Annotated in this window: 19 protein-coding genes and 1 pseudogene; 6 read left to right on the forward strand and 14 right to left on the reverse strand. The window is 72.6% G+C overall.

What is annotated here, in order from left to right; translation table 11 throughout:
- The first annotated feature begins 27 nt into the window (after window positions 1–27).
- Entirely contained in the window at window positions 28–477 is a 450-nt protein-coding gene (locus tag ACQZOG_RS13090; protein WP_037642748.1) for a PPOX class F420-dependent oxidoreductase, read from the forward strand.
- Between the two features lie 30 nt (window positions 478–507).
- Here ACQZOG_RS13090 and ACQZOG_RS13095 read toward each other — a convergent pair whose 3' ends face one another.
- The 6 genes from ACQZOG_RS13095 to zwf form a co-directional block, all read right to left on the reverse strand.
- Window positions 508–2895, reverse strand: a complete 2388-nt coding sequence (locus ACQZOG_RS13095) for an ATP-binding cassette domain-containing protein (protein WP_033277806.1) — start codon at window positions 2893–2895, stop codon at window positions 508–510.
- 558 nt (window positions 2896–3453) lie between these two features.
- Window positions 3454–4056 carry a histidine phosphatase family protein gene (locus tag ACQZOG_RS13100; RefSeq protein WP_193456623.1) on the reverse strand — a complete coding sequence of 201 codons (603 nt, stop codon included), beginning with the start codon at window positions 4054–4056 and terminating at the stop codon, window positions 3454–3456.
- Between the two features lie 5 nt (window positions 4057–4061).
- Window positions 4062–4943 (reverse strand): phosphogluconate dehydrogenase (NAD(+)-dependent, decarboxylating), encoded by an 882-nt coding sequence (gnd, locus tag ACQZOG_RS13105; protein WP_033277808.1) that lies wholly within the window; start codon window positions 4941–4943, stop codon window positions 4062–4064.
- A 6-nt stretch (window positions 4944–4949) separates the two neighbouring features.
- Entirely contained in the window at window positions 4950–6587 is a 1638-nt protein-coding gene (gene pgi / locus ACQZOG_RS13110) for a glucose-6-phosphate isomerase (RefSeq protein WP_203549738.1), read from the reverse strand.
- Complete coding sequence (gene opcA / locus ACQZOG_RS13115) at window positions 6580–7515, reverse strand: glucose-6-phosphate dehydrogenase assembly protein OpcA (protein WP_037642755.1); 936 nt, start codon at window positions 7513–7515, stop codon at window positions 6580–6582. The genes pgi and opcA overlap by 8 nt, the downstream gene beginning before the upstream one ends.
- Window positions 7512–9128 carry a glucose-6-phosphate dehydrogenase gene (gene zwf, locus ACQZOG_RS13120; RefSeq protein WP_033277930.1) on the reverse strand — a complete coding sequence of 539 codons (1617 nt, stop codon included), beginning with the start codon at window positions 9126–9128 and terminating at the stop codon, window positions 7512–7514. The genes opcA and zwf overlap by 4 nt, the downstream gene beginning before the upstream one ends.
- A gap of 528 nt (window positions 9129–9656) precedes the next feature.
- Here zwf and ACQZOG_RS13125 point away from each other — a divergent pair.
- Window positions 9657–10580 (forward strand): helix-turn-helix domain-containing protein, encoded by a 924-nt coding sequence (locus ACQZOG_RS13125; RefSeq protein ID WP_351035851.1) that lies wholly within the window; start codon window positions 9657–9659, stop codon window positions 10578–10580.
- Between the two features lie 86 nt (window positions 10581–10666).
- Here ACQZOG_RS13125 and ACQZOG_RS13130 read toward each other — a convergent pair.
- The 4 genes and pseudogenes from ACQZOG_RS13130 to ACQZOG_RS13145 form a co-directional block, all read right to left on the reverse strand.
- Window positions 10667–11660: pseudogene (locus ACQZOG_RS13130) on the reverse strand (glycoside hydrolase family 16 protein); the annotation flags it as partial.
- A 256-nt stretch (window positions 11661–11916) separates the two neighbouring features.
- Complete coding sequence (locus ACQZOG_RS13135) at window positions 11917–14028, reverse strand: MMPL family transporter (RefSeq protein ID WP_430741509.1); 2112 nt, start codon at window positions 14026–14028, stop codon at window positions 11917–11919.
- Window positions 14029–14179: 151 nt separating this feature from the next.
- Window positions 14180–14854, reverse strand: a complete 675-nt coding sequence (locus ACQZOG_RS13140) for a response regulator (protein ID WP_033277935.1) — start codon at window positions 14852–14854, stop codon at window positions 14180–14182.
- A 76-nt stretch (window positions 14855–14930) separates the two neighbouring features.
- Window positions 14931–16130, reverse strand: coding sequence for a sensor histidine kinase (locus tag ACQZOG_RS13145; protein WP_033277936.1), 1200 nt, complete (start codon window positions 16128–16130; stop codon window positions 14931–14933).
- Between the two features lie 225 nt (window positions 16131–16355).
- On the opposite strand from ACQZOG_RS13145, the gene ACQZOG_RS13150 reads away from it, so the two are divergent.
- Complete coding sequence (locus ACQZOG_RS13150; protein WP_037642764.1) at window positions 16356–17696, forward strand: 6-phospho-beta-glucosidase; 1341 nt, start codon at window positions 16356–16358, stop codon at window positions 17694–17696.
- 265 nt (window positions 17697–17961) lie between these two features.
- Here ACQZOG_RS13150 and ACQZOG_RS13155 read toward each other — a convergent pair whose 3' ends face one another.
- Window positions 17962–19095: an ATP-grasp domain-containing protein gene (locus tag ACQZOG_RS13155; RefSeq protein ID WP_380827873.1), complete on the reverse strand. Its 1134-nt coding sequence runs from the start codon at window positions 19093–19095 to the stop codon at window positions 17962–17964.
- Between the two features lie 238 nt (window positions 19096–19333).
- Here ACQZOG_RS13155 and ACQZOG_RS13160 point away from each other — a divergent pair, with 238 nt between their 5' ends.
- Together ACQZOG_RS13160 and ACQZOG_RS13165 are read left to right on the forward strand one after the other, a co-directional pair.
- Window positions 19334–20191: a metallophosphoesterase family protein gene (locus ACQZOG_RS13160; protein ID WP_033277939.1), complete on the forward strand. Its 858-nt coding sequence runs from the start codon at window positions 19334–19336 to the stop codon at window positions 20189–20191.
- Entirely contained in the window at window positions 20188–20847 is a 660-nt protein-coding gene (locus ACQZOG_RS13165) for a 4'-phosphopantetheinyl transferase family protein (RefSeq protein WP_058917386.1), read from the forward strand. Before ACQZOG_RS13160 ends, ACQZOG_RS13165 begins: the two co-directional genes overlap by 4 nt.
- Before the next feature lie 147 nt (window positions 20848–20994).
- Here ACQZOG_RS13165 and ACQZOG_RS13170 read toward each other — a convergent pair whose 3' ends face one another.
- From ACQZOG_RS13170 to ACQZOG_RS13180, 3 genes are all read right to left on the reverse strand, one after another.
- Complete coding sequence (locus ACQZOG_RS13170) at window positions 20995–21234, reverse strand: hypothetical protein (RefSeq protein ID WP_033277941.1); 240 nt, start codon at window positions 21232–21234, stop codon at window positions 20995–20997.
- Between the two features lie 138 nt (window positions 21235–21372).
- On the reverse strand, window positions 21373–21918 hold the full coding sequence (locus tag ACQZOG_RS13175; RefSeq protein ID WP_033277942.1) for a hypothetical protein: 546 nt from the start codon (window positions 21916–21918) through the stop codon (window positions 21373–21375).
- Between the two features lie 31 nt (window positions 21919–21949).
- Window positions 21950–22600, reverse strand: a complete 651-nt coding sequence (locus tag ACQZOG_RS13180) for a helix-turn-helix domain-containing protein (protein ID WP_033277943.1) — start codon at window positions 22598–22600, stop codon at window positions 21950–21952.
- A gap of 223 nt (window positions 22601–22823) precedes the next feature.
- On the opposite strand from ACQZOG_RS13180, the gene ACQZOG_RS13185 reads away from it, so the two are divergent.
- On the forward strand, window positions 22824–23486 hold the full coding sequence (locus ACQZOG_RS13185) for a hypothetical protein (RefSeq protein WP_203549732.1): 663 nt from the start codon (window positions 22824–22826) through the stop codon (window positions 23484–23486).
- The last annotated feature ends 51 nt before the right edge of the window (window positions 23487–23537 follow it).

The following is a 23537-nucleotide window of genomic DNA, read 5'->3' on the forward strand; positions in this document are numbered from 1 at the left end:
GGCCCCGTGCGGACCGTTGATCGAAGCATGACCCAGGACGCAGAACAGAACGCACTGCTCGCCCTGCTCTCCGAGGGGCACGGCGGAGTGCTCGTCACGATCAAGCACGACGGACGGCCCCAGCTGTCCAACGTCATGCACGCCTACTACCCCGACGAGCGGGTCGTCCGCGTCTCCCTCACCGACGACCGGGCGAAGACCCGCAACCTGCGGCGCGACCCCCGGGCGTCCTACCACGTGACCACCCCGGACCGCTGGGCCTACACCGTCGCGGAGGGCACCGCCGAGCTGACGCCCGTCGCCGGGCAGCCGTACGACGAGACGGTGGAGGAGCTGATCCGGCTCTACCGGGACATCAACGGCGAGCACGAGGACTGGGAGGAGTACCGGGCGGCGATGGTCCGTGACCGCCGGCTGGTGCTGCGCCTGCACGTCGACCGCGCGTACGGCATCCCGCGCCGGGGCGCCGGGGACTAGGACGAGAGCCCCGGCGCACCCGGTCCGCGGTCAGGCGCCCACGTACTGCGCGAGGTGCTCGCCGGTCAGGGTGGAGCGGGCGGCGACCAGCTCGGCCGGGGTCCCCTCGAAGACGACCCGCCCGCCGTCGTGGCCCGCTCCCGGACCCAGGTCGATGATCCAGTCGGCGTGCGCCATGACGGCCTGGTGGTGCTCGATGACGATCACCGACTTGCCGGAGTCGACCAGCCGGTCCAGCAGCCCGAGCAGCTGCTCGACGTCGGCGAGGTGCAGACCGGTGGTCGGCTCGTCCAGCACGTACACGCCGCCCTTGTCGCCCATGTGCGTGGCGAGCTTCAGCCGCTGCCGTTCACCGCCGGACAGGGTGGTGAGCGGTTGGCCGAGGGTGAGGTAGCCGAGCCCGACGTCCGCCATCCGCCGCACGATCTTGTGCGCGGCCGGCAGCCGCGCGTCGCCCTCCCGGAAGAACTCCTCCGCCTCGGTCACCGACATCCCGAGCACCTCGCTGATGTCGCGCCCGCCGAAGCGGTACTCGAGCACCGACCCGTCGAACCGCTTGCCGCCGCAGTCCTCGCAGGTGGTGGAGACGCCGGCCATCATCCCCAGATCGGTGAAGACGACCCCGGCGCCGTTGCAGGTGGGGCAGGCGCCCTCGGAGTTGGCGCTGAACAGCGCGGGCTTGACGCCGTTGGCCTTGGCGAACGCCTTGCGGATCGGCTCCAGCAGGCCGGTGTAGGTCGCCGGGTTGCTGCGCCGGGAGCCGCGGATGGGGGCCTGGTCGACCGAGACCACGCCCTGGTCGGCGGGGATCGAACCGTGCAGCAGGGAGCTCTTGCCGGAGCCGGCCACACCGGTGACGACGGTCAGCACGCCGAGCGGGATGTCGACGTCGACGTTCCGCAGGTTGTTCGCCGTGGCGCCGCGGATCTCCAGGGCGCCGGTGGGCTTGCGGACGGTGTCCTTGACCGAGGCGCGGTCGTCGAGGTGGCGGCCGGTGATCGTGCCGCTGGCCCGCAACCCCTCGACGGTGCCCTCGAAACAGACCGTGCCGCCCTCGGTGCCGGCGCCGGGGCCCAGGTCGACGACGTGGTCGGCGATGGCGATGGCCTCCGGCTTGTGCTCGACCACGAGCACCGTGTTGCCCTTGTCGCGCAGCCGCAGCAGCAGGTCGTTCATCCGCTGGATGTCGTGCGGGTGCAGCCCGATGGTGGGCTCGTCGAAGACGTACGTGACGTCGGTGAGGGAGGAGCCGAGGTGCCGGATCATCTTGACCCGCTGCGCCTCGCCCCCGGACAGCGTGCCGGACGGCCGGTCCAGGGAGAGGTAGCCGAGGCCGATCTCCACGAACGAGTCGAGGGTGTGCTGCAGCGCCGTGAGCAGCGGCGCCACGGACGGCTCGGCCACGCCCCGCGCCCACTCGGCGAGGTCCCTGATCTCCATGGCGCAGGCGTCGGCGATGCTGATGCCCTGGATCTTCGAGGAGCGGGCGCCCTCGGTGAGCCGGGTGCCGTCGCACTCGGGGCAGGTGGTGAAGGTGACCGCCCGGTCCACGAAGGCCCGGATGTGCGGCTGCATCGACTCCCGGTCCTTGCTGAGCATCGACTTCTGCAGCTTGGGGATCAGCCCCTCGTAGGTGAGGTTGGCGCCGCCGACCTTCACCTTGGTGGGCTCGCGGTACAGGAAGTCGTGGCGTTCCTTCTTGGTGTACTCGCGGATCGGCTTGTCCGGGTCGAAGAAGCCCGACTCGGCGATGACCCGCACCACCCAGCCGCCGCCGGTGTAGGTGGGGATGGTGAACGGGTCCTCGTTGAGCGACTTGGAGTCGTCGTAGAGCTGGGTGAGGTCGATGTCGGTGACGGTGCCGCGGCCCTCGCAGCGGGTGCACATGCCGCCGGTGCGGGAGAAGGTGACCTTCTCGGTCTTCGTCCTGTCGCCGCCGCGGTCGACGGTGAAGCCGCCGCTCGCCGTCACCGACGCCACGTTGAAGGAGAACGCGCCGGGCGGGCCGAAGTAGGGCTTGCCGAGACGGCTGAAGAGGATGCGCAGCATGGCGTTGGCGTCGGTGGCGGTGCCGACCGTGGAGCGCGGGTCGGAGCCCATCCGCTGCTGGTCGACGGTGATCGCCGTGGTCAGCCCCTCCAGCACGTCCACCTCGGGGCGGGCCAGCGTCGGCATGAAGCCCTGGAGGAAGGCGCTGTACGTCTCGTTGATCAGGCGCTGCGACTCGGCGGCGATGGTGTCGAAGACCAGCGAGCTCTTGCCCGAGCCGGACACGCCGGTGAACACGGTCAGGCGGCGCTTGGGCAGCTCGACGCTGACGTCCTTGAGGTTGTTCTCGCGCGCCCCGTGCACGCGGATCAGGTCGTGGCTGTCGGCGACGTGTCCGCCCGGCCGTTGCGGGTCCGTGCTCGTGACCATGGTCGTGGTTCTCCATCCGTCGGGCGGGTCCGCCTTCGCGGTCACCGCCGGCGTTCCCCGGCTCGGTCCGGCCGACGGCTGGGTGCGTCGGGCCGGTCCGTGGCGGCGCGCCCACGGCCGCGTCCCGGCCGGCCCGTACGGCGTCCCCCGCCCCGGGCGTCGCGCGCCACCGACAGCCTAGGCCGACGGCCCCCGCCGGTGCTTCTCCATTCCTGATCCGCCACTGACGCGCCCCCGACACGCCCCTGGAACGACGAGCGCCGCGTAGCGAGGCGCCGGGGTGCGGAGACGTCTCCGGTACGTGTGGCACCGGGATGCGGCTGACGCGTCTGCCGAGAGGTGCGGAACGCCTGGCACCCGGATACCGCTGACGGGCCCCGCCCACACGCCGCCGCAACGGCGAGGAGCGCGTCCCTTGGGGCCGGGGGGCGGAGGCGGCTTTCGTACGTCTGGCACCGGAATGCCGCTGACGCCCCGCGCACACCTCCGGTACCGCGAACGGCGCGTCCCTCCGGCCGCGAAGGCCGGCGGGACGCGCCGAAGCGAGGAGAAGGGCGGTCAGTCCTGGGCCGGCGCGGGCGGCCGGGTGTTCCACTCCGCGACCACCGGGGAGTCGTGCTCCAGGGACAGCCGGCTCAACGTGCCCGTCTCCAGCCGGAAGAGACGCCCGTGGGACGGGGGCAGACCCAGACGCCGAGCCGTGAGGACCCGCAGCAGGTGGCCGTGGGCCACCAGCATCACGTCCCCCTGCTCCAGCGCCCCGGCGATCCGGGCCAGCACACGGTCGGCGCGGGCGCCCACCTGCTCCGGGGACTCCCCGGGGAACGTCTCGCCCGGCGGCACCCCGTCGGTCCACAGGTCCCAGTCCGGCCGGGTGGTGTGGATGTCCGCGGTCGTCACGCCCTCGTACGCCCCGTAGTCCCACTCGCGCAGGTCCGGTTCCGGCTCGGCGCCGGCCAGGCCCGCCAGCTCGGCGGTGCGGCGGGCACGGGCCAGGGGGCTGGTGAGCACCAGGGCGAAGGCACGGCCCGCCAGCAGCGGGGCCAGCGACCTGGCCTGCGCCTCGCCGGCCGGCGTCAGCGGCACGTCGGTGCCGCCCGTGTGGCGGCCCGACCTGCTCCACTCCGTCTCCCCGTGCCGCGCGAGGTACAGCTCCCCCACGGTGCCTACGCCTTCTTCGTCTCGACGGCGTGCCCGCCGAACTGGTTGCGCAGCGCCGCGACCATCTTCATCTGCGGCGAGTCCTCCTGCCGCGAGGCGAACCGGGCGAACAGCGACGCGGTGATCGCGGGCAGCGGCACGGCGTTGTCGATGGCCGCCTCCACCGTCCAGCGCCCCTCGCCCGAGTCCTCCGCGTAACCGCGCAGCTTCCTCAGGTGCTCGTCGTCGTCGAGGGCGTTCACCGCCAGGTCCAGCAGCCAGGAGCGGATGACGGTGCCGTCCTGCCAGGAGCGGAACACCTCCCGCACGTTGTCCACCGAGTCGACCTTCTCCAGCAGCTCCCAGCCCTCGGCGTAGGCCTGCATCATGGCGTACTCGATGCCGTTGTGGACCATCTTCGCGAAGTGCCCGGCGCCGACCTTGCCCGCGTGGACGTACCCGTACGGGCCGTCCGGCTTGAGGGCGTCGAAGATCGGCTTGAGCCGCTCCACGTACTCCGCCTCGCCGCCGACCATGAGGGCGTAGCCGTGCTCCAGGCCCCAGACGCCGCCGGAGACGCCCGCGTCGACGAAGCCGATGCCCCGGGCGGCCAGCTCCTTGGCGTGCTTCTCGTCGTCGGTCCAGCGGGAGTTGCCGCCGTCCACCACGACGTCGTCGTGCTTGAGGAGGCTCGCCAGCCGGTCGATGACCTCCTGGGTGGGGCCGCCCGCGGGGACCATCACCCACACCGCGCGCGGCCCGTCGAGCTGGTCGACCAGGTCGGACAGGTGCGGCACGTCGGACACCGCGGGATTGGTGTCGAAGCCGATGACGGTGTGGCCCGCGCGGCGCAGCCGCTCGCGCATGTTGCCGCCCATCTTGCCGAGACCAACAAGACCGATCTGCATGTCAGTTCACTTCCTGCGTTCGCGGTAGGCGGCCACCAGCGCGGCCGTGGACGGGTCGAGGCCGGGGACGTCGGCGCCCTCGGTGAGGGCGGGCTCGACGCGCTTGGCGAGGACCTTGCCGAGTTCGACGCCCCACTGGTCGAAGGAGTCGATGTCCCAGACCGCGCCCTGCACGAACACCTTGTGCTCGTACAGCGCGACCAGCTGGCCCAGCACCGACGGGGTCAGCTCGGTGGCCAGGATCGTCGTGGTGGGGTGGTTGCCCTGGAAGGTCTTGTGCGGGACCAGCTCCTCGGGCACGCCCTCGGCGCGCACCTCGTCCGGCGTCTTGCCGAAGGCCAGCGCCTGTCCCTGCGCGAGGAGGTTGGCCATCAGCAGGTCGTGCTGCGCCTTCAGACGGTCGCTCAGCTCGGCGATCGGGCGGACGAAGCCGATCAGGTCGGCGGGGATGAGCTTGGTGCCCTGGTGGATCAACTGGTAGTAGGCGTGCTGCCCGTTGGTGCCCGGCGTGCCCCACACGACCGGTCCCGTCTGCCAGCTCACGGGCCTGCCTTGGCGGTCCACCGACTTGCCGTTGGACTCCATGTCGAGCTGCTGGAGGTAGGCGGTGAACTTCGACAGGTAGTGCGAGTACGGCAGCACCGCGTGCGACTGCGCGTCGTGGAAGTTGTTGTACCAGATCCCCAACAGGCCCATCAGCAGCGGCGCGTTGGCCTCCGGCGGGGCGGTGCGGAAGTGGTCGTCGACGATGCGGAACCCGTCCAGCATCTCCCGGAACCGGTCCGGGCCGATCGCGATCATCAGCGACAGCCCGATCGCCGAGTCGTAGGAGTACCGCCCGCCGACCCAGTCCCAGAACTCGAACATGTTCGCCGTGTCGATCCCGAAGTCCGACACCTTCTCCGCGTTCGTCGACAGGGCCACGAAGTGCCGCGCCACCGCCTTCTCGTCCCCGAGCGCGTCCAGCAGCCAGGCGCGCGCCGACGTGGCGTTGGTGATGGTCTCGATCGTGGTGAACGTCTTCGACGCCACGATGAACAGCGTCTCCGCCGGATCCAGGTCGTGGGTGGCCTCGTGGAGGTCGGCGCCGTCCACGTTGGACACGAACCGGAACGTCAACTCCCGCGCCGTGTAGGCCCGCAGCGCCTCGTAGGCCATCGCCGGGCCCAGGTCCGAGCCGCCGATGCCGATGTTGACGACGTTGCGGATGCGCCGGCCGGTGTGACCGGTCCACTCCCCGGAACGCACCCGGTCGGCGAAGTCGGCCATCCGGTCCAGGACCGCGTGCACGGCCGGGACGACGTTCTCCCCGTCGACCTCGACCACCGCGTCCCGCGGCGCCCGCAGCGCGGTGTGCAGCACCGCGCGGTCCTCGGTGGTGTTGATCCGCTCCCCGCGGAACATCGCGTCCCGCAGGCCGAACACGTCCGTGGCCGCGGCCAGTTCCCGCAGCAGCCGCAGCGTCTCGTCGGTGACCAGATGCTTGGAGTAGTCGATCCGCAGGTCGCCCACGTGCACGACGTACCGCTCGGCGCGGGACGGGTCGGTGTCGAACAGTTCGCGCAGGCCCGGGACCCCCTGGGCGCGGTGCTGCTCCAAGGCGGCCCACTCGGGGCGGCGGGTCGGTTCGGGGACGTCAGACATGGGCGGGGATCTCCTCGGTGGCCTCGCCGCGCAGGGCGACGGCGTACATCTCGTCCGCGTCGAGGCGCCTGAGCTCCTCGGCGATGAGTTCGGCGGTGGAGCGGACCTTCAGGGCCAGCCGGCGCGGGGGCTGGCCGGGCAGGGTGAGCGTGGCCAGGGGGCCCTCGGGGCGGTCGATGACGACCTCGCCGTCCTCGGTGCCCAGCCGGACCGCGGTGACTACGGGGCCCGCGGTCACCACCCGGTCGACGGCGACCCGCAGCCGGGCCTCCAGCCAGCGCGCCAGCAGTTCCGCGGCCGGGTTGTCCGCCTCGGCCTCGACGGTCGCCGAGGTGACGGCGGTCCGGGCCTGGTCGAGGGCGGCGGCCAGCATGGAGCGCCACAGGGTCAGCCGGGTCCAGGCCAGGTCGGTGTCACCGGGCGCGTAGGCGCGCTCGCGGGCGCGCAGGACCGCCATCGGGTCCTCCGCCGCGTACAGGTCGGTGATCCGGCGCTGGCCGAGCGCGCCGAGCGGGTCACCGGAGGGGTTCTCGGGCGCGTCGGCGGGCCACCACACCACCACCGGGGCGTCCGGCAGCAGCAGCGGCAGCACCACCGAGTCGGCGTGCTCGGACACCTCGCCGTAGGTGCGCAGCACCACCGTCTCGCCCGTGCCCGCCTCGGACCCCACCCGTACCTCGGCGTCCAGCCGGGACCGGGTGCGCTCGCGCGGGTTGCGGGCGTGCCGCTTGATGACGACCAGGGTGCGCGAGGGGTGCTCGTGCGAGGCCTCCTCGGCCGCCTTGATGGCGTCGTAGGCGTTCTCCTCGTCCGTGACGATCACCATCGTCAGGACCATGCCCACGGCAGGGGTGCCGATGGCGCGGCGGCCCCGGACGAGCGCCTTGTTGATGTTGCTTGCCGTGGTGTCGGTCAGGTCGATCTTCATGGCCTGCGCCAGCTCCGTCCGTCTCGTGCGAGCATCTCGTCGGCTTCCGCGGGCCCCCAGCTGCCCGATGTGTACTGCGCAGGCCTGCCGTGCGACGCCCAGTACTCCTCGATCGGGTCGAGGATCTTCCAGGACTCTTCCACTTCCTGGTGACGGGGGAACAGGTTGGCGTCCCCCAGGAGGACGTCCAGGATGAGCCGTTCGTAGGCCTCGGGGCTGGACTCGGTGAACGACTCGCCGTAGGCGAAGTCCATCGTCACGTCCCGCAGCTCCATGGAGGTCCCGGGGACCTTGGAGCCGAACCGCACCGTCATGCCCTCGTCCGGCTGGACGCGGATCACGATGGCGTTCTGGCCGAGCTCCTCGGTGGCGGAGGTGTCGAAGGGGGAGTGCGGCGCCCGCTGGAAGACCACCGCGATCTCGGTGACCCGGCGGCCGAGGCGCTTGCCGGTGCGCAGGTAGAAGGGGACGCCCGCCCAGCGGCGGTTGTCCACCCCGAGCTTGATCGCCGCGTAGGTGTCGGTGGCCGAGGACGGGTCGATGCCGTCCTCCTCGAGGTAGCCGCGCACCTTCGCGCCGCCCTGCCAGGCGGCCGCGTACTGGCCGCGCACCGTGTGCAGCCCCAGGTTCTCGGGGAGCCGCACGGCACGGAACACCTTCAGCTTCTCGGTGAGCAGGGACGCCGCGTCGAAGGAGGCCGGCTCCTCCATGGCGGTGAGCGCCATGAGCTGGAGAAGGTGGTTCTGGATGACGTCACGGGCCGCGCCGATGCCGTCGTAGTAGCCGGCCCGGCCGCCGATGCCGATGTCCTCGGCCATGGTGATCTGCACATGGTCCACGAACGACCGGTTCCAGATGGGTTCGAACATCTGGTTGGCGAAGCGCAGCGCCAGGATGTTCTGGACGGTCTCCTTGCCCAGGTAGTGGTCGATCCGGAAGACCTGCTCGGGGTCGAACACCTCGTGCACGATCCCGTTGAGCTCCTGAGCGGACCTGAGGTCGTGTCCGAACGGCTTCTCGATGACCGCGCGGCGCCAGGCCCCCTCGGGCGCGTCCGCGAGCCCGTGCTTCTTGAGCTGCTGCACCACCTTGGGGAAGAACTTCGGCGGCACGGAGAGGTAGAAGGCGTAGTTGCCGCTGGTGCCGCGGGAGGCGTCCAGCTCGTCGACGGCCTTGCGCAGCTGGTCGAAGGCGTGGTCGTCGTCGAAGTCGCCCGGCACGAACCGCATGCCCTCCGACAACTGCTGCCAGACCTCCTCGCGGAACGGGGTGCGCGCGTGCTCCTTGACCGCGTCGTGCACCACCTCGGCGAAGTCCTGGTCCTCCCAGTCGCGGCGGGCGAAGCCCACCAGGGAGAAGCCGGGCGGCAGCAGCCCCCGGTTGGCGAGGTCGTACACGGCCGGCATCAGCTTCCTGCGGGACAGGTCGCCGGTCACCCCGAAGATCACCAGACCGGACGGGCCCGCGATCCGGGGCAGCCGGCGGTCCCGGGGGTCGCGCAGCGGGTTGGCCCAGCCGGGCGGCGGCGCGGCGAGGGCGGGGCCGGCCTCCGCCGGCTCCTCCCGCGCCGCCTCGGGGGCGTCCACCGCCGGTTCGGTGGTCTCGTCGGTCATTCCGCGTCAACTCCCTCGCTGTCGGACGCCGTCGCCGCCGCCTGGTGCGGCCACGGCCCGGCGTCCACGAACCTCGCCCTGTCCGGGTTCCCCGGCTGCCGCGTCACCTCGCCGTACGCGTTCCGGGCCGCCGGGGAGCGGTCCTCCCCATACAGGGTGTCCTTGTCCGCGGGGTCCTTCACCCCGGTGCACTCGCGCGGGGGTGGCCGGACGCCGGCTCCGGACCCGCGGGGCATATCGAACACTTCTTCGCGCATGATGCGATTCACGTTGATCGTCTTCCTTCTCGCGCTCGCGTCAACCGCGCCCGGCGTCCGCCGATTCCCGTCGCCCGGCCGGGCGGTCCGCCGTGCGGATGCTCGTCTCCATGTGGTCCTCGATCCGGGCGTAAGGAACTCTGCAGCGCGTTCAAAAGTAAAAGTCTGACTTATTCACAACGAGGTTCCGGTGTGTCAGCCTGTGGTGAAAGTGGGACACGGGTGCCCCCGGTACGGGCTGCCCGCCAGGCACGTGACGGACATGGGAGACATGGCAGGCGGATTCCCCCAGGGGAGTGACGGCGGCGCCCGGACGGCGGACGGGGGCGACGGCGGCGGAATCAGAACCTTCCCCTTCCCGGTCGAACGGAGCGTCTGCGGGGTCGGCATGCAGATCGCCCCCATGGGCCCCGACCGCACCTGGCACGCCGACGCGCCCCTGGACCGGGTGCACCGCCTCGACTTCCACCTCGTGATGCTGCTCGACGCCGGACCGCTCCGGCACATGATCGACTTCACCGAGTACGAGGCCACGGCGGGCGACGTGCTGTGGATCCGCCCGGGGCAGGTCCACCGCTTCTCCCGCGACGCCGAGTACCGCGGAACCGTCCTCGCCATGCAGCCCGGCTTCCTGCCCCGCGCGACCGTCGAGGCCACCGGCCTCTACCGCTACGACCTGCCGCCGCTGATGCGCCCGGGCCCGGCCCGGCTCGCCGCGCTCCGCGCCGCCTCCGAGCAACTGCGCCGCGAGTACGAGGACACCGAGACCCTGCCGCTGAGCCTGCACACGGCCGTGCTGCGGCACGCGTTGACCGCGTTCCTGCTGCGGCTCGCCCATCTCGCCGCCGGCTCGGCGGGCGCGGCCCCGCCCGCCGAGGACAGTGCCTTCACCCTCTTCCGGGAGGCGGTGGAACGGGACTTCGCGACCAACCACAGCGTCACCGCGTACGCCGACGCCCTCGGCTACTCGCGGCGCACCCTGGCCCGCGTGGTGCGCGCCGCCACCGGCGAGACGCCGAAGGCCTTCGTCGACAGGCGGGTGGTGCTGGAGGCCAAGCGGCTCCTCGCGCACACCGATCTGCCCATAGGGCGGGTGGGGGCCGCCGTCGGGTTCGCGGACGCGGCGAACTTCTCCAAGTTCTTCCAGCAGCACACGAGCACCGGCCCGGCCGCGTTCCGCGCGGAGCATCGCTGAGCGACGGCGCCCCGGACGCGGACGGCCCCGGACGCGGACGAGGGCCCCGCGCGGGGTGCGCGGGGCCCTCGTCACCGGCCCGGGTGGCCGGGTGTGGGGGGTGGGGCCGGCGGTTCAGGAGGAGGTGAGCACCTGCACGTAGTCCACGAGCATCGCGTGACCGGGCTGGGTGCCCGCGTCGGGGCCGCCGCCGAACGCGTCGGGGAAGCCGCCGCCCATCGCCACGTTGAGGATGACGAAGAAGCCGTGGTCCGTGGCGTTCGACCAGGTGGCCGCGTCGACCTGGTCCTCCCGGACGGTGTGGAAGGTGGTGTCGTCGAGGGAGAAGCGGATCTCCTCCACGTCCGACGAGCGGTCCCACTCCATGCGGTAGGTGTGGAAGCCGGCCTGACAGGTCGTGCCCTGGCAGGTGGTCTCGCCCCCGAGGCCGCTGGTCTCGTTGCACGGGCCGCCCGGCGAGGTGCCGCAGTGCATCGTGGCGAACACCGTGTTCATGCCCTGGGTGTTCTCCATGATGTCCAGCTCGCCGACGGCGGGCCAGTTCCAGTAGTCGCCCCGGTAGGGGGCGCCGAGCATCCAGAACGCGGGCCAGTAGCCCTTGGCCGCGTCACCGGTTACGTCCGGGACCTGGATGCGCGCCTCGACCCGCAGCTTGCCGCCGGCCGGGGGCTGGAAGTCGTCGCGGTTGGTCTCGACGCGTCCCGACGTCCAGTTGCCGGCGTCGTCGCGCCGCGGGGTGATACGGAGGTTGCCGTTGCCGTCGAGGGAGACGTTCTCCGGGTTCGACGTCATCGTCTCGATCTCGCCGGTGCCCCAGTTGGAGGGGCCGCCGGGGTAGCCGGTGCCGGTGGCGTACCGCCAGTTGCCGGTGTCCACGCCGCTTCCCTCGGCGCCGTCGAAATCGTCGGCGAAGACCTGGGTCCAGCCCGACGGCGGGGGCGGCACGGAGGCGCTCGCGGCGGGGCCGTTGAGGGCCAGGGCGCCCGCGCCGAGCGCCAGCGCGCCCGTGAGGGCGACGAGCGTGCGCCTCAGCCGCCGCCGTTCGTGGAGGGTGTGGGGGGTGCCGGAGGTGGCTGTCATGGGGGGATGAACCTCTCGGTGCTGATCGTGTGGGGGTGGGCCACCGGAGAGCCCGGAACACGTATGAGAGCGCTCTCACGGTCCCGCCAATGTGCTCCGGGGTCCCTCCGGCGTCAAGAGGTGTAACCGTAAAAGTCCCTTCCCCGCACGGGAGTTCACCTCTCGAATGGGAGCGAACCGGGGAAACCGGGCCGGCCGGGACGCGCACGCGCGCGGCGCCCGGTGGCCGGAGCCCCGGGCGCCGCGGAACGGACCCTCACACTCCCGACGGGACCTTCTCCCGCGGCAGTTCGGGCTGTTCCTCCCGCAGGCCGAACCGGTCGTGGGCGCGGCGCAGCGGGCGCGGCGCCCACCAGGCGTGGCGGCCGAGCAGCGCCATCGTGGCCGGCACCAGCAACATCCGCACGACCGTCGCGTCGATCAGCACGGCCAGCGTCAGCCCCAGACCGATCTGCAGGATGGGGGAGAACCCACCCGTCATGAACGCCGCGAACACCACCGCCAGCAGCAGCGCCGCGCAGGTGACCACCTGGCCCGAGCGGCTCAGACCCGTCACCACGGCCTCCCGGTCGTCGCCGGAGCGCAGCCGTGCCTCCCGCATCCGCGCCAGGATGAACAGCTCGTAGTCCATGGCCAGCCCGAACGCGATCGCGACGATCAGCGGCGGCGCGGTGAGGCTCAGCGCCCCCAGGCCCTCCGCGCCCAGCAGCCCGGCGAGATGCCCGTCCTGGAAGACCCACACCACCACGCCCAGGGCGGCGGCCAGACTGAGCAGCGTGGTGACGACGGTGCGCAGCGGCAGCAGCACCGAACCGGTGAACGCGAACAGCAGCACCACGATGCCGGCCAGCACGGTCAGCGCCGCCCAGGGCGCCCGCTCCGCGAGCATCTCCCGGAAGTCGACCAGACGGGCCGCGGTGCCGGTCACCTCGACCGGCGCGTCGCCCCGGGCCTCCCGCACCCGCTCCACCAGGGCGGTCGCCTCCGCGCCGTCCGCGTCCCCGGGCGGCCGGATCTCGATCACCGCACCTCCGCCCGGCAGTTCACGCGTGGTGGCGCCCGGCTCCAGCGCCCGGATCCGGTCGGCGGTCGCGTCGTCCGTGCCCGGCCTGGCGACGACCACGACGGGGGAGACGCCGGTGCCCGGCGGGAAGTGGGCGGCGACGGTGTCCTGGAGCTGCCGCGCCTCGCTGTCCGCCGGGAGCTGGCGCGCGTCCCCGACGGCGATGCTCATCCCCGACACGGGCAGGGCCAGCACCAGCAGCACCGGCACCGCCACGGCGAGGACGGCCACCTTGCGCCGGGCAGCGAAGCGGGCGACGCGGGCGAAGAACCGGCCCTCCTCCTCGCCGTTCCTCGGCGTCTTCGCCGGCGGGATGCGCCCGCCGAACCGCACCAGCAGCGCCGGCAGCAGCGTCAGGGCGGCCAGCATGTCGATGACGACCACCGCCGCCACCGCGAGCCCCATGCTGCGCAGGAACACGCTGGGGAACACCAGCAGCCCGGTCAGGCTGACGGCGACGGTCAGCCCCGAGAACAGCACCGTCCGCCCGGCCGCCGCCACCGTGCGGTGCACCGCCTCGACGACGTCCTCCGTGGTCCGGCGCTCCTCACGGAACCGCACCAGCATCAACAGCGCGTAGTCCACGGCCAGTCCGAGGCCGAGCATCGTCGTCACCTGGATCGCGTAGACCGAGATGTCGGTGACCTCGCTGAACAGGAACAGGGCCAGGAACGCCCCCGCGATGCCGCTGACCGCGACGACCAGCGGCAGCAGCGCCGACCGCAGCCCGCCGAACACCACCAGCAGCAGCGCCAGCACCACCGGAAGAGAGATCAACTCGGCGTTCTTCACGTCCTGCTGGGCCCGCTCACCCATCTGCAGCCCCAGCAGCGGCCCTCCGCTCACGTGGACGTCGGGCGCGTCGATCTCCCGGATCCGCTCGGCCGCCGCGTCGAGCGTGCGCTCCTCCGCGTCGTCGTCGAGCCCGCCCTCCAGGGTGACGGGGACGATCAGCGCCCTGCCGTCCTCGGCGATCATCCCGGGCGTGGCGTAGGGGTCCGGCACGGCGGCGACCCCGGCCACCTCCCGCAGGTCGGCCACGGCCCGCTCGACCTCCGCGCGCAGCCCGGCGTCCGCGACGGGCGTGCCGGCCACCACGCCGGTGATCGAGGACCCCGCCGGGTCCGTCTCCTCGAGGTACCGCGCGGCCGACTCCGACTCGGTGCCGGGCACTTCGGGCACGTTGTCGGAGAGGCGCGCGAAGACGCCCGTCCCCAGGCCGAAGCCCAGCAGCAGGAAGAGCCCCCACAGGAGCATCACGGTCAGTGGACGGCGGGTGGCCGTCCGGGCGAGTGCGGTGAGCACGATCCCTCCCCGGCGTTGACGGTGCGTCGAACACCTTCAGCGTCGTGCCTCGGGGTGGTCCGGCGGATCGCCGGGAGGAGCGGTTCATGTCCCTCGCCCGTACGGGGGAGGGGGCCTGCGGGCTCACTCCTCGGAGGGATGTCCCGCGACCTCAGGGGGCTCCCGGGGTGACGAGCCCCGACTCGTACGCGCGGATCACCGCCTGCACCCGGTCCCTGAGGCCCAGTTTGGACAGCACGTTGCTCACATGCGTCTTGACCGTGTGCTCGCTGACGAACAGGGCGCGGGCGATCTCCGCGTTGGACAGGCCGCGGGCCAGCAGCCGGAGCGTCTCCACCTCGCGGGCGGTGAGCGCGTCCAGGCCGGGCGGGGGAGGACCGCCGGCGGCCGCCGGCTGCTCCCTCCGGCGTTTCACCAGGTCCGCGACCAGCCGCCTGGTCACCGTCGGGGCGAGCAGCGACTCGCCCGCCGCGACCACCCGCACCGCGTGCACCAGGTCGTCGCGGCGCACGTCCTTCAGCAGGAAGCCGCTGGCGCCCGCGTACAGCGCCTCGTACACGTACTCGTCCAGGTCGAACGTGGTCAGCATGACCACCTTGCAGGCCGACTCCGCGCACACCAGACGGGCCGCCTCCAGGCCGTCCATCACCGGCATGCGGATGTCGAGCAGCAGCACGTCCGGGCCGTGCCGGCGCACCGCCGACACGGCCTCCTGCCCGTCCGCCGCCTCGGCCACCACCTCGATGTCGTCCTGGGCGTCGAGGATCATGCCGAAACCCGCGCGGACCAGCTCCTGGTCGTCCGCCACCACCACCCGGATGCTCAACCGAGCGCCCCTCCCTGTCCGTCGCCGTGCGGACGCCGGGCCGAGCGGCTCGGCCCGTCCTCCGTCGCCCGGGCGGTCAGCCGAGCGCCGTCTCCCTCCGCGCCGCCACCGGAAGCCGTACGGCGACCCGGAACCCGCCGTCCGGAGCCGCACCGGCCTCCGCGCTGCCCCCGCACGCGGCGGCCCGCTCCCGGATGCCGATCAGCCCGTGCCCGCCCGGCCCGCCGGACGGCCCCCGCCCGTCGTCCGTCACCGTGAGCGACACCTGGTCGTCCGCCCAGTCCAGCTCCACCAGCGCCCGGGAGGCGCGGGCGTGCTTCACGGTGTTGGTGAGTGCCTCCTGCACCACCCGGTACGCCGCCACCTCCGTGTCCGAGGACAGCGGACGCGGCTCCCCGGAGGTCCGTAGCTCGGCACGCAGCCCCGTGGAGTGCCCCACCTGCCGGACCAGCTCCGGCAACGCCGTCACGCCCGGCTGCGGCAGCCGGGGCGACCCGGTGCCCGCCTCCGGCAGTTCCTCCTTCAACACGCCGAGGATACGCCGAAGTTGTGCCATCGCGTCGCGGCCGGTTGAGGCGATGGTGTCGAAGGTCGCCTCCGCGCGGTCCGGGTCCCTGCGCACCACCACCGGACCGGCCTCCGCCTGCACCACCATCAGGCTCACCGCGTGCGCGAGGATGTCGTGCATGTCCCGCGCGATACGGGCGCGTTCCTCTGCCCGCGCCCGCGCGGTGTCCGCGGCCCGCTCCCGCTCCAGCCGGCGGGCGCGGTCCTCCAGTGCGGCGGTGTAGGCCCGCTGCACCCGCGCGAGCATGCCCAGTGCGTACGCGGCGACCAGGCCCATCAGGTGGAACGCGTACTCGAAGGGGGCCTGGTGTCTCTGGTGCTGCATGGTGACGACCACGCCGATGATCCATCCGGCGAGCATCAGCCGCCGCTGCCAGGGACGGGCCTGGGCCGCCATCGTGTAGAGGACGACCATGCCGCCGTACATCACGTCCGGCGGGGGCGCGTGGTAGAGCGCCTGAGCGGGGGTGGCGACGGAGACCGCGCAGGCGACGGTGCAGGGGAACCGGCGCCGCCAGATCAGGGGGACGGCGGTGGCGGCGCCGAGGAGCCAGCCCTGCCAGGAGAGGGGGTCGTCGCCCTCGTCGGGGAAGATCCACTGGAGGGAGACGGCGAAGAGGGTGAGGGCGGCGAGGGCCGCGTCCAGGACGTAGGGGTTGGTGGGGCGCCAGCGGGTTGTCGCCTCGGCGACGGTGGAGCGGAGGGTCATGAGGGGGGCTCCTCGGGGCGGGGGTTCCAGTATCGGGAGGGGTGTGGGGACGGCGCCTCGCCGGTGAGAGGGATTTCGGAGCGCCTGTTGGGCGTGGGCCACCGGGGACGCGGCGGGTGCGGGTGGTGGGGGCCGAGCGCGCGGTTCCCCGCTCCCCTTCGGGGCGCGGTGCTGTGCGCGTGGTCTTCGCGTCTCCTCGGGGTGCACGTGTGGAAAGGTGGCGGTGTGAAACTGGTGATTCTTGGTGGTGGTGGGTTCCGGGTGCCGCTCGTCCACGGGGCGTTGCTCGGGGACCGGGGTGCCGGGCGGGTGACCCGCGTGGTGCTGCACGACGTCGACGCGGGGCGCCTGCGGGCCATCGCGCGGGTGCTGGGGGAGCAGGCCGCCGGGGTGCCCGACGCGCCCGAGGTGACCACGACCACCGATCTGGACGAGGCGCTGCGCGGCGCGGACTTCGTGTTCTCCGCCATCCGCGTCGGCGGGCTGGAGGGCAGGGCGAACGACGAGCGGGTCGCCCTCGCCGAGGGCGTGCTCGGGCAGGAGACCGTGGGCGCCGGCGGCATCGCCTACGGGCTGCGCACCGTGCCCGTCGCCGTCGACATCGCCCGGCGGGTCGCCCGCCTCGCCCCCGACGCCTGGGTCATCAACTTCACCAACCCGGCCGGTCTGGTCACCGAGGCCATGTCCCACCACCTCGGCGACCGCGTCATCGGCATCTGCGACTCGCCGGTCGGCCTCGGCCGCCGCATCGCCCGGGTGCTGGGTGCCAAGCCGGACGAGGCGTGGATCGACTACGTCGGCCTCAACCACCTCGGCTGGGTACGCGGTCTGCGCGTGGCCGGCCAGGACCGGCTGCCCCGTCTGCTCGCCGACCCCGCACTGCTCGGCTCGTTCGAGGAAGGCCGCCTCTTCGGGGCGGACTGGCTGCGCTCACTGGGCGCGATCCCCAACGAGTACCTGCACTACTACTACTTCAACCGCGAGGCCGTCCGGGCGTACCAGCAGGCGGAGCGGACCCGCGGGGCCTTCCTGCGGGACCAGCAGGAGAGCTTCTACGCCGGGACGGCCGACCCGGACGTGTCCGCGCTGGAGCTGTGGGACCGTACCCGCGCCGAGCGGGAGGCGACCTACATGAGTGAGAACCGGGAGGCGGCCGGCGCGGGGGAGCGGGAGGCGGACGATCTGTCGGGCGGCTACGAGAAGGTGGCGCTCGCGCTGATGCGGGCGATCGCCCGGGACGAGCGCGCCACCCTGATCCTCAACGTCCGCAACCGCGGCACCCTTTCCCCGCTGGACGCAGACGCCGTGATCGAGGTGCCCTGCCTGGTGGACGCCAACGGGGCGCACCCCGTCTCCGTCGATCCGCTTCCCGGGCACGCCGTGGGTCTCGTCTGTGCCGTGAAGGCCGTGGAGCGCGAGGTGCTGGCCGCCGCCCGTTCGGGATCCCGCGCCACGGCGGTCAAGGCCTTCGCCATGCACCCTCTGGTGGATTCGGTGAGCGTGGCCCGCCGGCTCGTGGACGCCTACAGGGCCGTCCATCCCGGACTCGCCTACCTGGGCCGGTAGCGGCTCACTCACCGGCGCCACCGGAAGGGGAGTTGGCATCGGGCCGGCCGGTCGCTCCCCGTGACAGCGGCCGACCGACCCGAGCTCCCCCCGGTCCCCCGTGCTCCCCCCGGCGGCTTCCCCAGTCGCCGTTCACCATCAAGAGCACGCACACCGGGGCCTGATACACCCTGGCGGAGATTTCTTTCAGAAATTTCCGGAAGCCTGTCGACGGCCCGCTGTCACCCCCGACGCGGTGGCCCTACCGCAGTGCACCGCAGTGGCCCTACCGCAGTGCCCCCGACGCCGTCCGTGGTTCCACGGGCGTGGCGGGCGCCGGAAGGGCGTCCAGCGTGCCCGTGCCCGTGGGCGGTTCGGTCCGCTGCCGTGGCACCGTGACCGGCAGCAGCGGGCGGGGCGCGGACACCACCGTGTAGTCCTGGCCCAGGAAGGGCGGGCTGATCTCGCCGGGGTCGTCGCCGAGCGCCAGCCGCACCGCGGCCCAGGGCGCGTTCACCCCGCACAGCGAGAGCTGGTGCAGCCCGCCCGCGGGGCGGGTGTTGACGTCCATCAGCACCGGCCGGTCGCCGAGCATCCGGAACTGGATGTTGGACAGGTGGTGCAGGCCGAAGCCCTCCGCGATGCGCCGGGCCGGCTCCAGCCACCGCTCGTGCTGCGTGAAGCCCCGGCGGCGGCCGTGCTTGGTGCGGCCGATCGCCAGCCGGACCCGGTTGTCGGACCCGGTGAGGCAGTCCACGGAGACCTCCGGCTGCTCCAGCCGCGGCATCACCAGCCAGTCGACGGGCTCCTCGGCCCGCCGCAGGGACTCCAGCACCAGGTCGAGCGGGACCTCCGGGCTGGGGAAGCCCTTCAACTGGGCGAGCGAGAAGGGCTCGCGGGTGATCATGCGGAAGCCGACCCCGCCCGCGCCGGCCGCGGGCTTGAAGCATGCCCGGTGTCCCAGCCGCTCCAACTCCTCGACCGCGATCACGAGTTCGTCCGCGTCCCGGACACGCCACCACGGCGGCACCGGGACGCCGATCGACTCGACCGCCTGGTAGGCGACCACCTTGTCCTCGAACACGGCCACCGCCTCGGGCGGCGGCGCCAGCAGCGCTGTCCCGGCCGCCTCGAAGTCGGCGCGGTGCGCGACGATCGCCGACTGGTGCAGCCGGGGCACGAACACGTCGATCCCGCGCCGCCGGCACTGGGTGAGCGCGTACTCGACGTACGCCGCGGGGGAGAGGCCTTCCGGCTCCAGCTCGGCCGTGTCGGCCGCGGCGAGGACGGGGGAGTCGGGGTCACCGTGGGTGGCGTGGATCTCGACGGCCCGGTCGCTGGGATTTCGCCGCAGCTGATCCATGAAGAACACGTTCTCCGCGTACGTGCGGTTGAGCCAGACGCGTACGCGAGAGACCATGCGGGCCGCCTTTCAACGGTGTGCGGGCAGGGCGGAGCAGCCCGGGCCCGGGCATGACGTAGGGAGGTGCACCGAACCGCCGTGCGGAAAAGACGTGTCCATGGCGGTGGTGTAGGGCAGATCATACGACCAAGAAGGGTCGTCCTGATACCACGCCCGGGTGGCGGTCCGCGGTTGTTCCGGCGGGGCCGATGTGATCTCGTGGTGAGGTCCGGCGGCTGCTGAAGGGACGACCGTGATGGCGACGGGTGGAGATGGCCCTCAGCTGTGGGCGGTCAGCGATCTGCACATCGGCTACGCCGAGAACCGTGACATGGTCGAGGGCATGCGGCCCGAGTCCGACGGGGACTGGCTGCTGGTGGCCGGCGACGTCGCGGAGACGGTGGAGGACATCCGCTGGGCCCTGAAGACCCTCGCCGGCCGTTTCGCCCGGGTGATCTGGACGCCGGGGAACCACGAACTGTGGACGCACCCGAGTGACGCCGTCACCCTGCGGGGCGTCGCCCGCTACGAGCACCTGGTCGAGCAGTGCCGCGAGCTCGGGGTACTCACGCCCGAGGACCCCTACGCGATCTGGGAGGGCCCCGGCGGCCCGGTCGCCGTGGCGCCTCTCTTCCTCCTGTACGACTACTCCTTCCTCCCGTCCGGCAGCGCCACCAAGGAGGAGGGGCTGGAGTACGCGTACGGCACCGGGGTGGTCTGCACCGACGAGCGGCTGCTGCACCCCGACCCGTACCCGACCCGTGAGGACTGGTGCCGCGCCCGCGTCGCCGAGACGGAACGGCGGCTCGCCGAACTTCCCGAGGACCTGCCCCTCGTCCCCGTCACCCACTGGCCGCTGCACCGCCATCCGACGGAGGTGCTGTGGTACCCGGAGTTCGCGATGTGGTGCGGCACGGTGCTGACCGACGACTGGCACCGCAGATACCCCGTGCACACCGCGGTCTACGGCCATCTGCACATCCCCCGGACGACCCGACAGGACGGAGTCCGCTTCGAGGAGGTCTCGGTGGGCTACCCACGCGAGTGGCGCAAACGGCAGGAACCACCGGGCCGGCTGCGTCGGATCCTGCCCGCGGAGGAGTCGGCCCTGTGATCGAGGATCTGCTCCCGCCGACGGTGGCGGCTGTCGAGGCCTACGGCGACGAGGGCGTGGACGCCCCCCTGTTCCCCGAGGAGGAGGCTCTCCTCACGCGTGCCGTCGACAAACGCCGCCGGGAGTTCACCGCCGCACGCTACTGCGCCCGGCGCGCGATGGAGAAGCTCGGCGTGCCCGCGGCGCCCGTCGTCCCGGGTGAGCGCGGCGCCCCCGTCTGGCCCGGCGGGCTGGCCGGCAGCATGACCCACTGCGAGGGCTACTGCGCCGCGGCGCTGGTGCGCGCCGACGAACTGGCGTCCCTCGGCATCGACGCCGAATCACACGCGCCGCTTCCCGAGGGAGTTCTCTCCGCCATCGCCCTGCCCCAGGAGGCGGCCCGCGTCGGACGCCTCCGCGCGGAACGCCCGGACGTCCACTGGGACCGCCTGCTGTTCAGTGCCAAGGAATCCGTCTACAAGGCGTGGTATCCGCTCACGCGGAAGTGGCTGGACTTCTCGGAGGCGGACATCGTCGTCCACGGGGACGGCACCTTCTCCGCGGAGCTGTTGGTGCCGGGGCCGGTGGTTTCAGGCCGCCGCCTGGGTCACTTCACCGGCCGGTGGACCATCCAGGGTTCGCTCCTCGCCACAGCGGTGGCCGTCCCACACGGGTGAGTCAGGGGCCGGCGGGGGCTGAGCGCCGTTCCCCGCGCCTCTGAGGGCGGCAGTGCCCCGAAGGGGCGCGGGGAACGGCGGCGACAAGCTCCAGCAGCGCCGCAGCCGTCCGACCCCGGGTCAATCCAAGGCGCGACGCGCCGAACCTCAGCCCCCAGGCTGCCAGCCCCCCACCATCCGGAAGAACTCCTCCTCGTTCCCCGCCAGCCCCGCCCCCTCCAACGCGGCTTCCGCCTCCGCGAGTACGGAAGGCGGGACCACCGGCAGCACGGCCGGCCCCGCCGGGCCGGGCCCGTCGTCGCCGAAGGCGGCCCGCACCGTGTGCAGCAGTCTGAGATAGGCCTGGACGGCGGTGCGCTCGCGGTCGGTCAGTACGGCGGTGGGCATCGCTCGGCTCTCCCCGTGTCGTCGTCGTGGGTCCCCGTGCCCCCGGCACAAACGGGGGCGCACCACCAGCTTGCCGCCCACCACTGACAATCGGCCCGAGGCGACGCCCCGCCACCCCGCGCACCCGCCCGGAAAGCGTCAGCTCTGCGGCCCCAGATACCCCAGTGACGCCCCGATCCGCCCCGCCAGATGGTCCCGCTGGACGGGCCCGCGCAGCGACGAACCGGCCAGGTACGTCCGGCACTTGCTGGCCAGCAGCAGCCCGAACGCCTCGGCCTCCTTCTCGTCCGCGAGGTCGAACCGCGTGCGCGCCGCGACCCGCAGCACCGTCGCCCGCAGCGCGTCGTCGTCGAGGGAAGCACCCCATAAACGGGTCGCGACCTCCGCGCCCGCGCCCTCCACATGGTGGCCGCAGTGGCCGGCCTTCATGTGCCACAGCTCGTGGCCGAGGATCACCAACTGGTGGTCGGGAGCCGTGCGTTCCTCGACCACGACGAGGTCCTGGTCCGCCATGTCGAGCCACAGCCCGCTCGCGGTGCCCGGCGGGAAGGCCGCCGTGCGGAACAGCACCGGCCGCCCGCGGCGCCGGCTCATCGCCTCGCACAGGGCCGCGTAGAGATCGGCGGGCCGCGCCGGGACGGGAAGCGTCAGCTCCGTGACCAACTCGCCGCAGAGGCGGCGCATTTCCCTACCGATGCCCACACTTCTCCCCGGGTCACGACTTGGGCCGCTGGACGCTCTCCAGGAGCATGTCCAGCCACTCCGCGACCTTGTCGCGGTGCTGGTCGGTGGGCAGCTGCGCGGCCCGCCAGGCGATGCCCCGCACCCCGTGGTCCTGCAGCAGCCGCTCGAGCGGATCGTCGGCCGCCGTGGCCGACTCCCGCTCCGCGAGCTTCTGGAGCAGCTCCTGCTCGGTGTGCTGGAGGGCGCTCGCCAGCGCCTCCGGGTCCTCGGCGGTGAGAAAACCGGCGTGCACCCGGAAGAACCGCTGGAGGGCGTCGCAGTGCTCCATGGTGGGCCGCCGGTCGCCGTTGATGAGCGCGCCGGCCTGCTGCCGGGACATGCCCGCGCCGTCGGCGATCTCCTGCTGCGTGTACTTGCGGCCGTTCGGCTTCAGCCGCGTACGGCGCAGCAGGTCCAGCCGCTGCAGGAACCGCGCCTGCACATCGGGCTCACCCGCGGGCTGCCCGCTCAGCAGTGCCTTGACCACGGGCTCCGGGACGCCGGACGCCACCGACAGCCGGCCCACGTCGAAGACCTCGCTGTGCGCCACGCCGAGCCGGTCGGCGAGTGCGGTGACCCGGGCGACGACGGCGGGCAGCGCGGTCGTCGGCGCGGTGCCCGGACCCTCGAAGCCACCCGTCACCGAAAGATCTCCTACGTCTCTCACAGGCTTCTCACAAGCGATTGCCGTGAACCTCACGGAGACTAGCCGGTGGATCGAACTCGCATCCAGGTCTCGCCACAACTGTGGCCAATTTCGGCCGTCAACCGTCGCGGAATGCCACGATAGTTGACACGCCGACGCTCCGGGCAGCAGGATCGGGGCGCCGCGTCAAGGCCGCACAGGCAAGAGGGGTGACCTCCCGATGGCATTTCAGGCAGGAGGGCAGCGGCCGGCACCGCGGCCCGGCCCCGGGGCTCCCGAGGCCGCCCACGACTATCTGCGGGACTACGCCGTCCTGCTGGACTCCGTCCCCTTCCCGTCGCTGGTCGTGGACCACCGGTGGGACGTCCTGCTCACCAACGGCGCCTTCCGGACACTTTTCCAGGGCGTGGAGCCGCATCCGACGGCCCACCCCGGCGCCAACTTCCTCCGCTTCGTGCTGTTCCACCCCGACGCCGCCACGGTGCTGGGCGACCACGAGGCGAGCTGGTGCCTGCCCATGCTGGCGGACTTCTCCGCGACCGCCGAGCGGCACCCCCACGACCCCGTGCTGCACGCCGTGCGCCGGGACATCGCCCAGGACCCGATCATGGACGCCGCCTTCCGGCACGGTCTGCCGCACTGGCTGCGTGCCGTGGGCGAGCGGGCCGCCGGACACGACGGCTCCGTACGGCCGTTGCTGCACCCGGACCCCCGCCGGGGGGCCACGGAGTGCCGTCTGCTGGTGGAGACCACCTCCGTGCTCGAGGAGATGGAGTGCCGCCGGGTGACGTTCGTCCTCCGGGAGACGCCCCGCCCCGCCGGCCGGGACCGCAGGACCCGCCGCGCGGCCTCCCACCTGCGCGTGGTCCCCAGCGAGGACTGAGCACCTTCGGGAACGTCCGTTTCCGCCCTGTTCCCCGCCCGTGTGATGTGT

It is taken from the genome of Streptomyces sp. P13-3-3, assembly GCF_050571355.1.
Lineage (GTDB): Bacteria > Actinomycetota > Actinomycetes > Streptomycetales > Streptomycetaceae > Streptomyces > Streptomyces althioticus.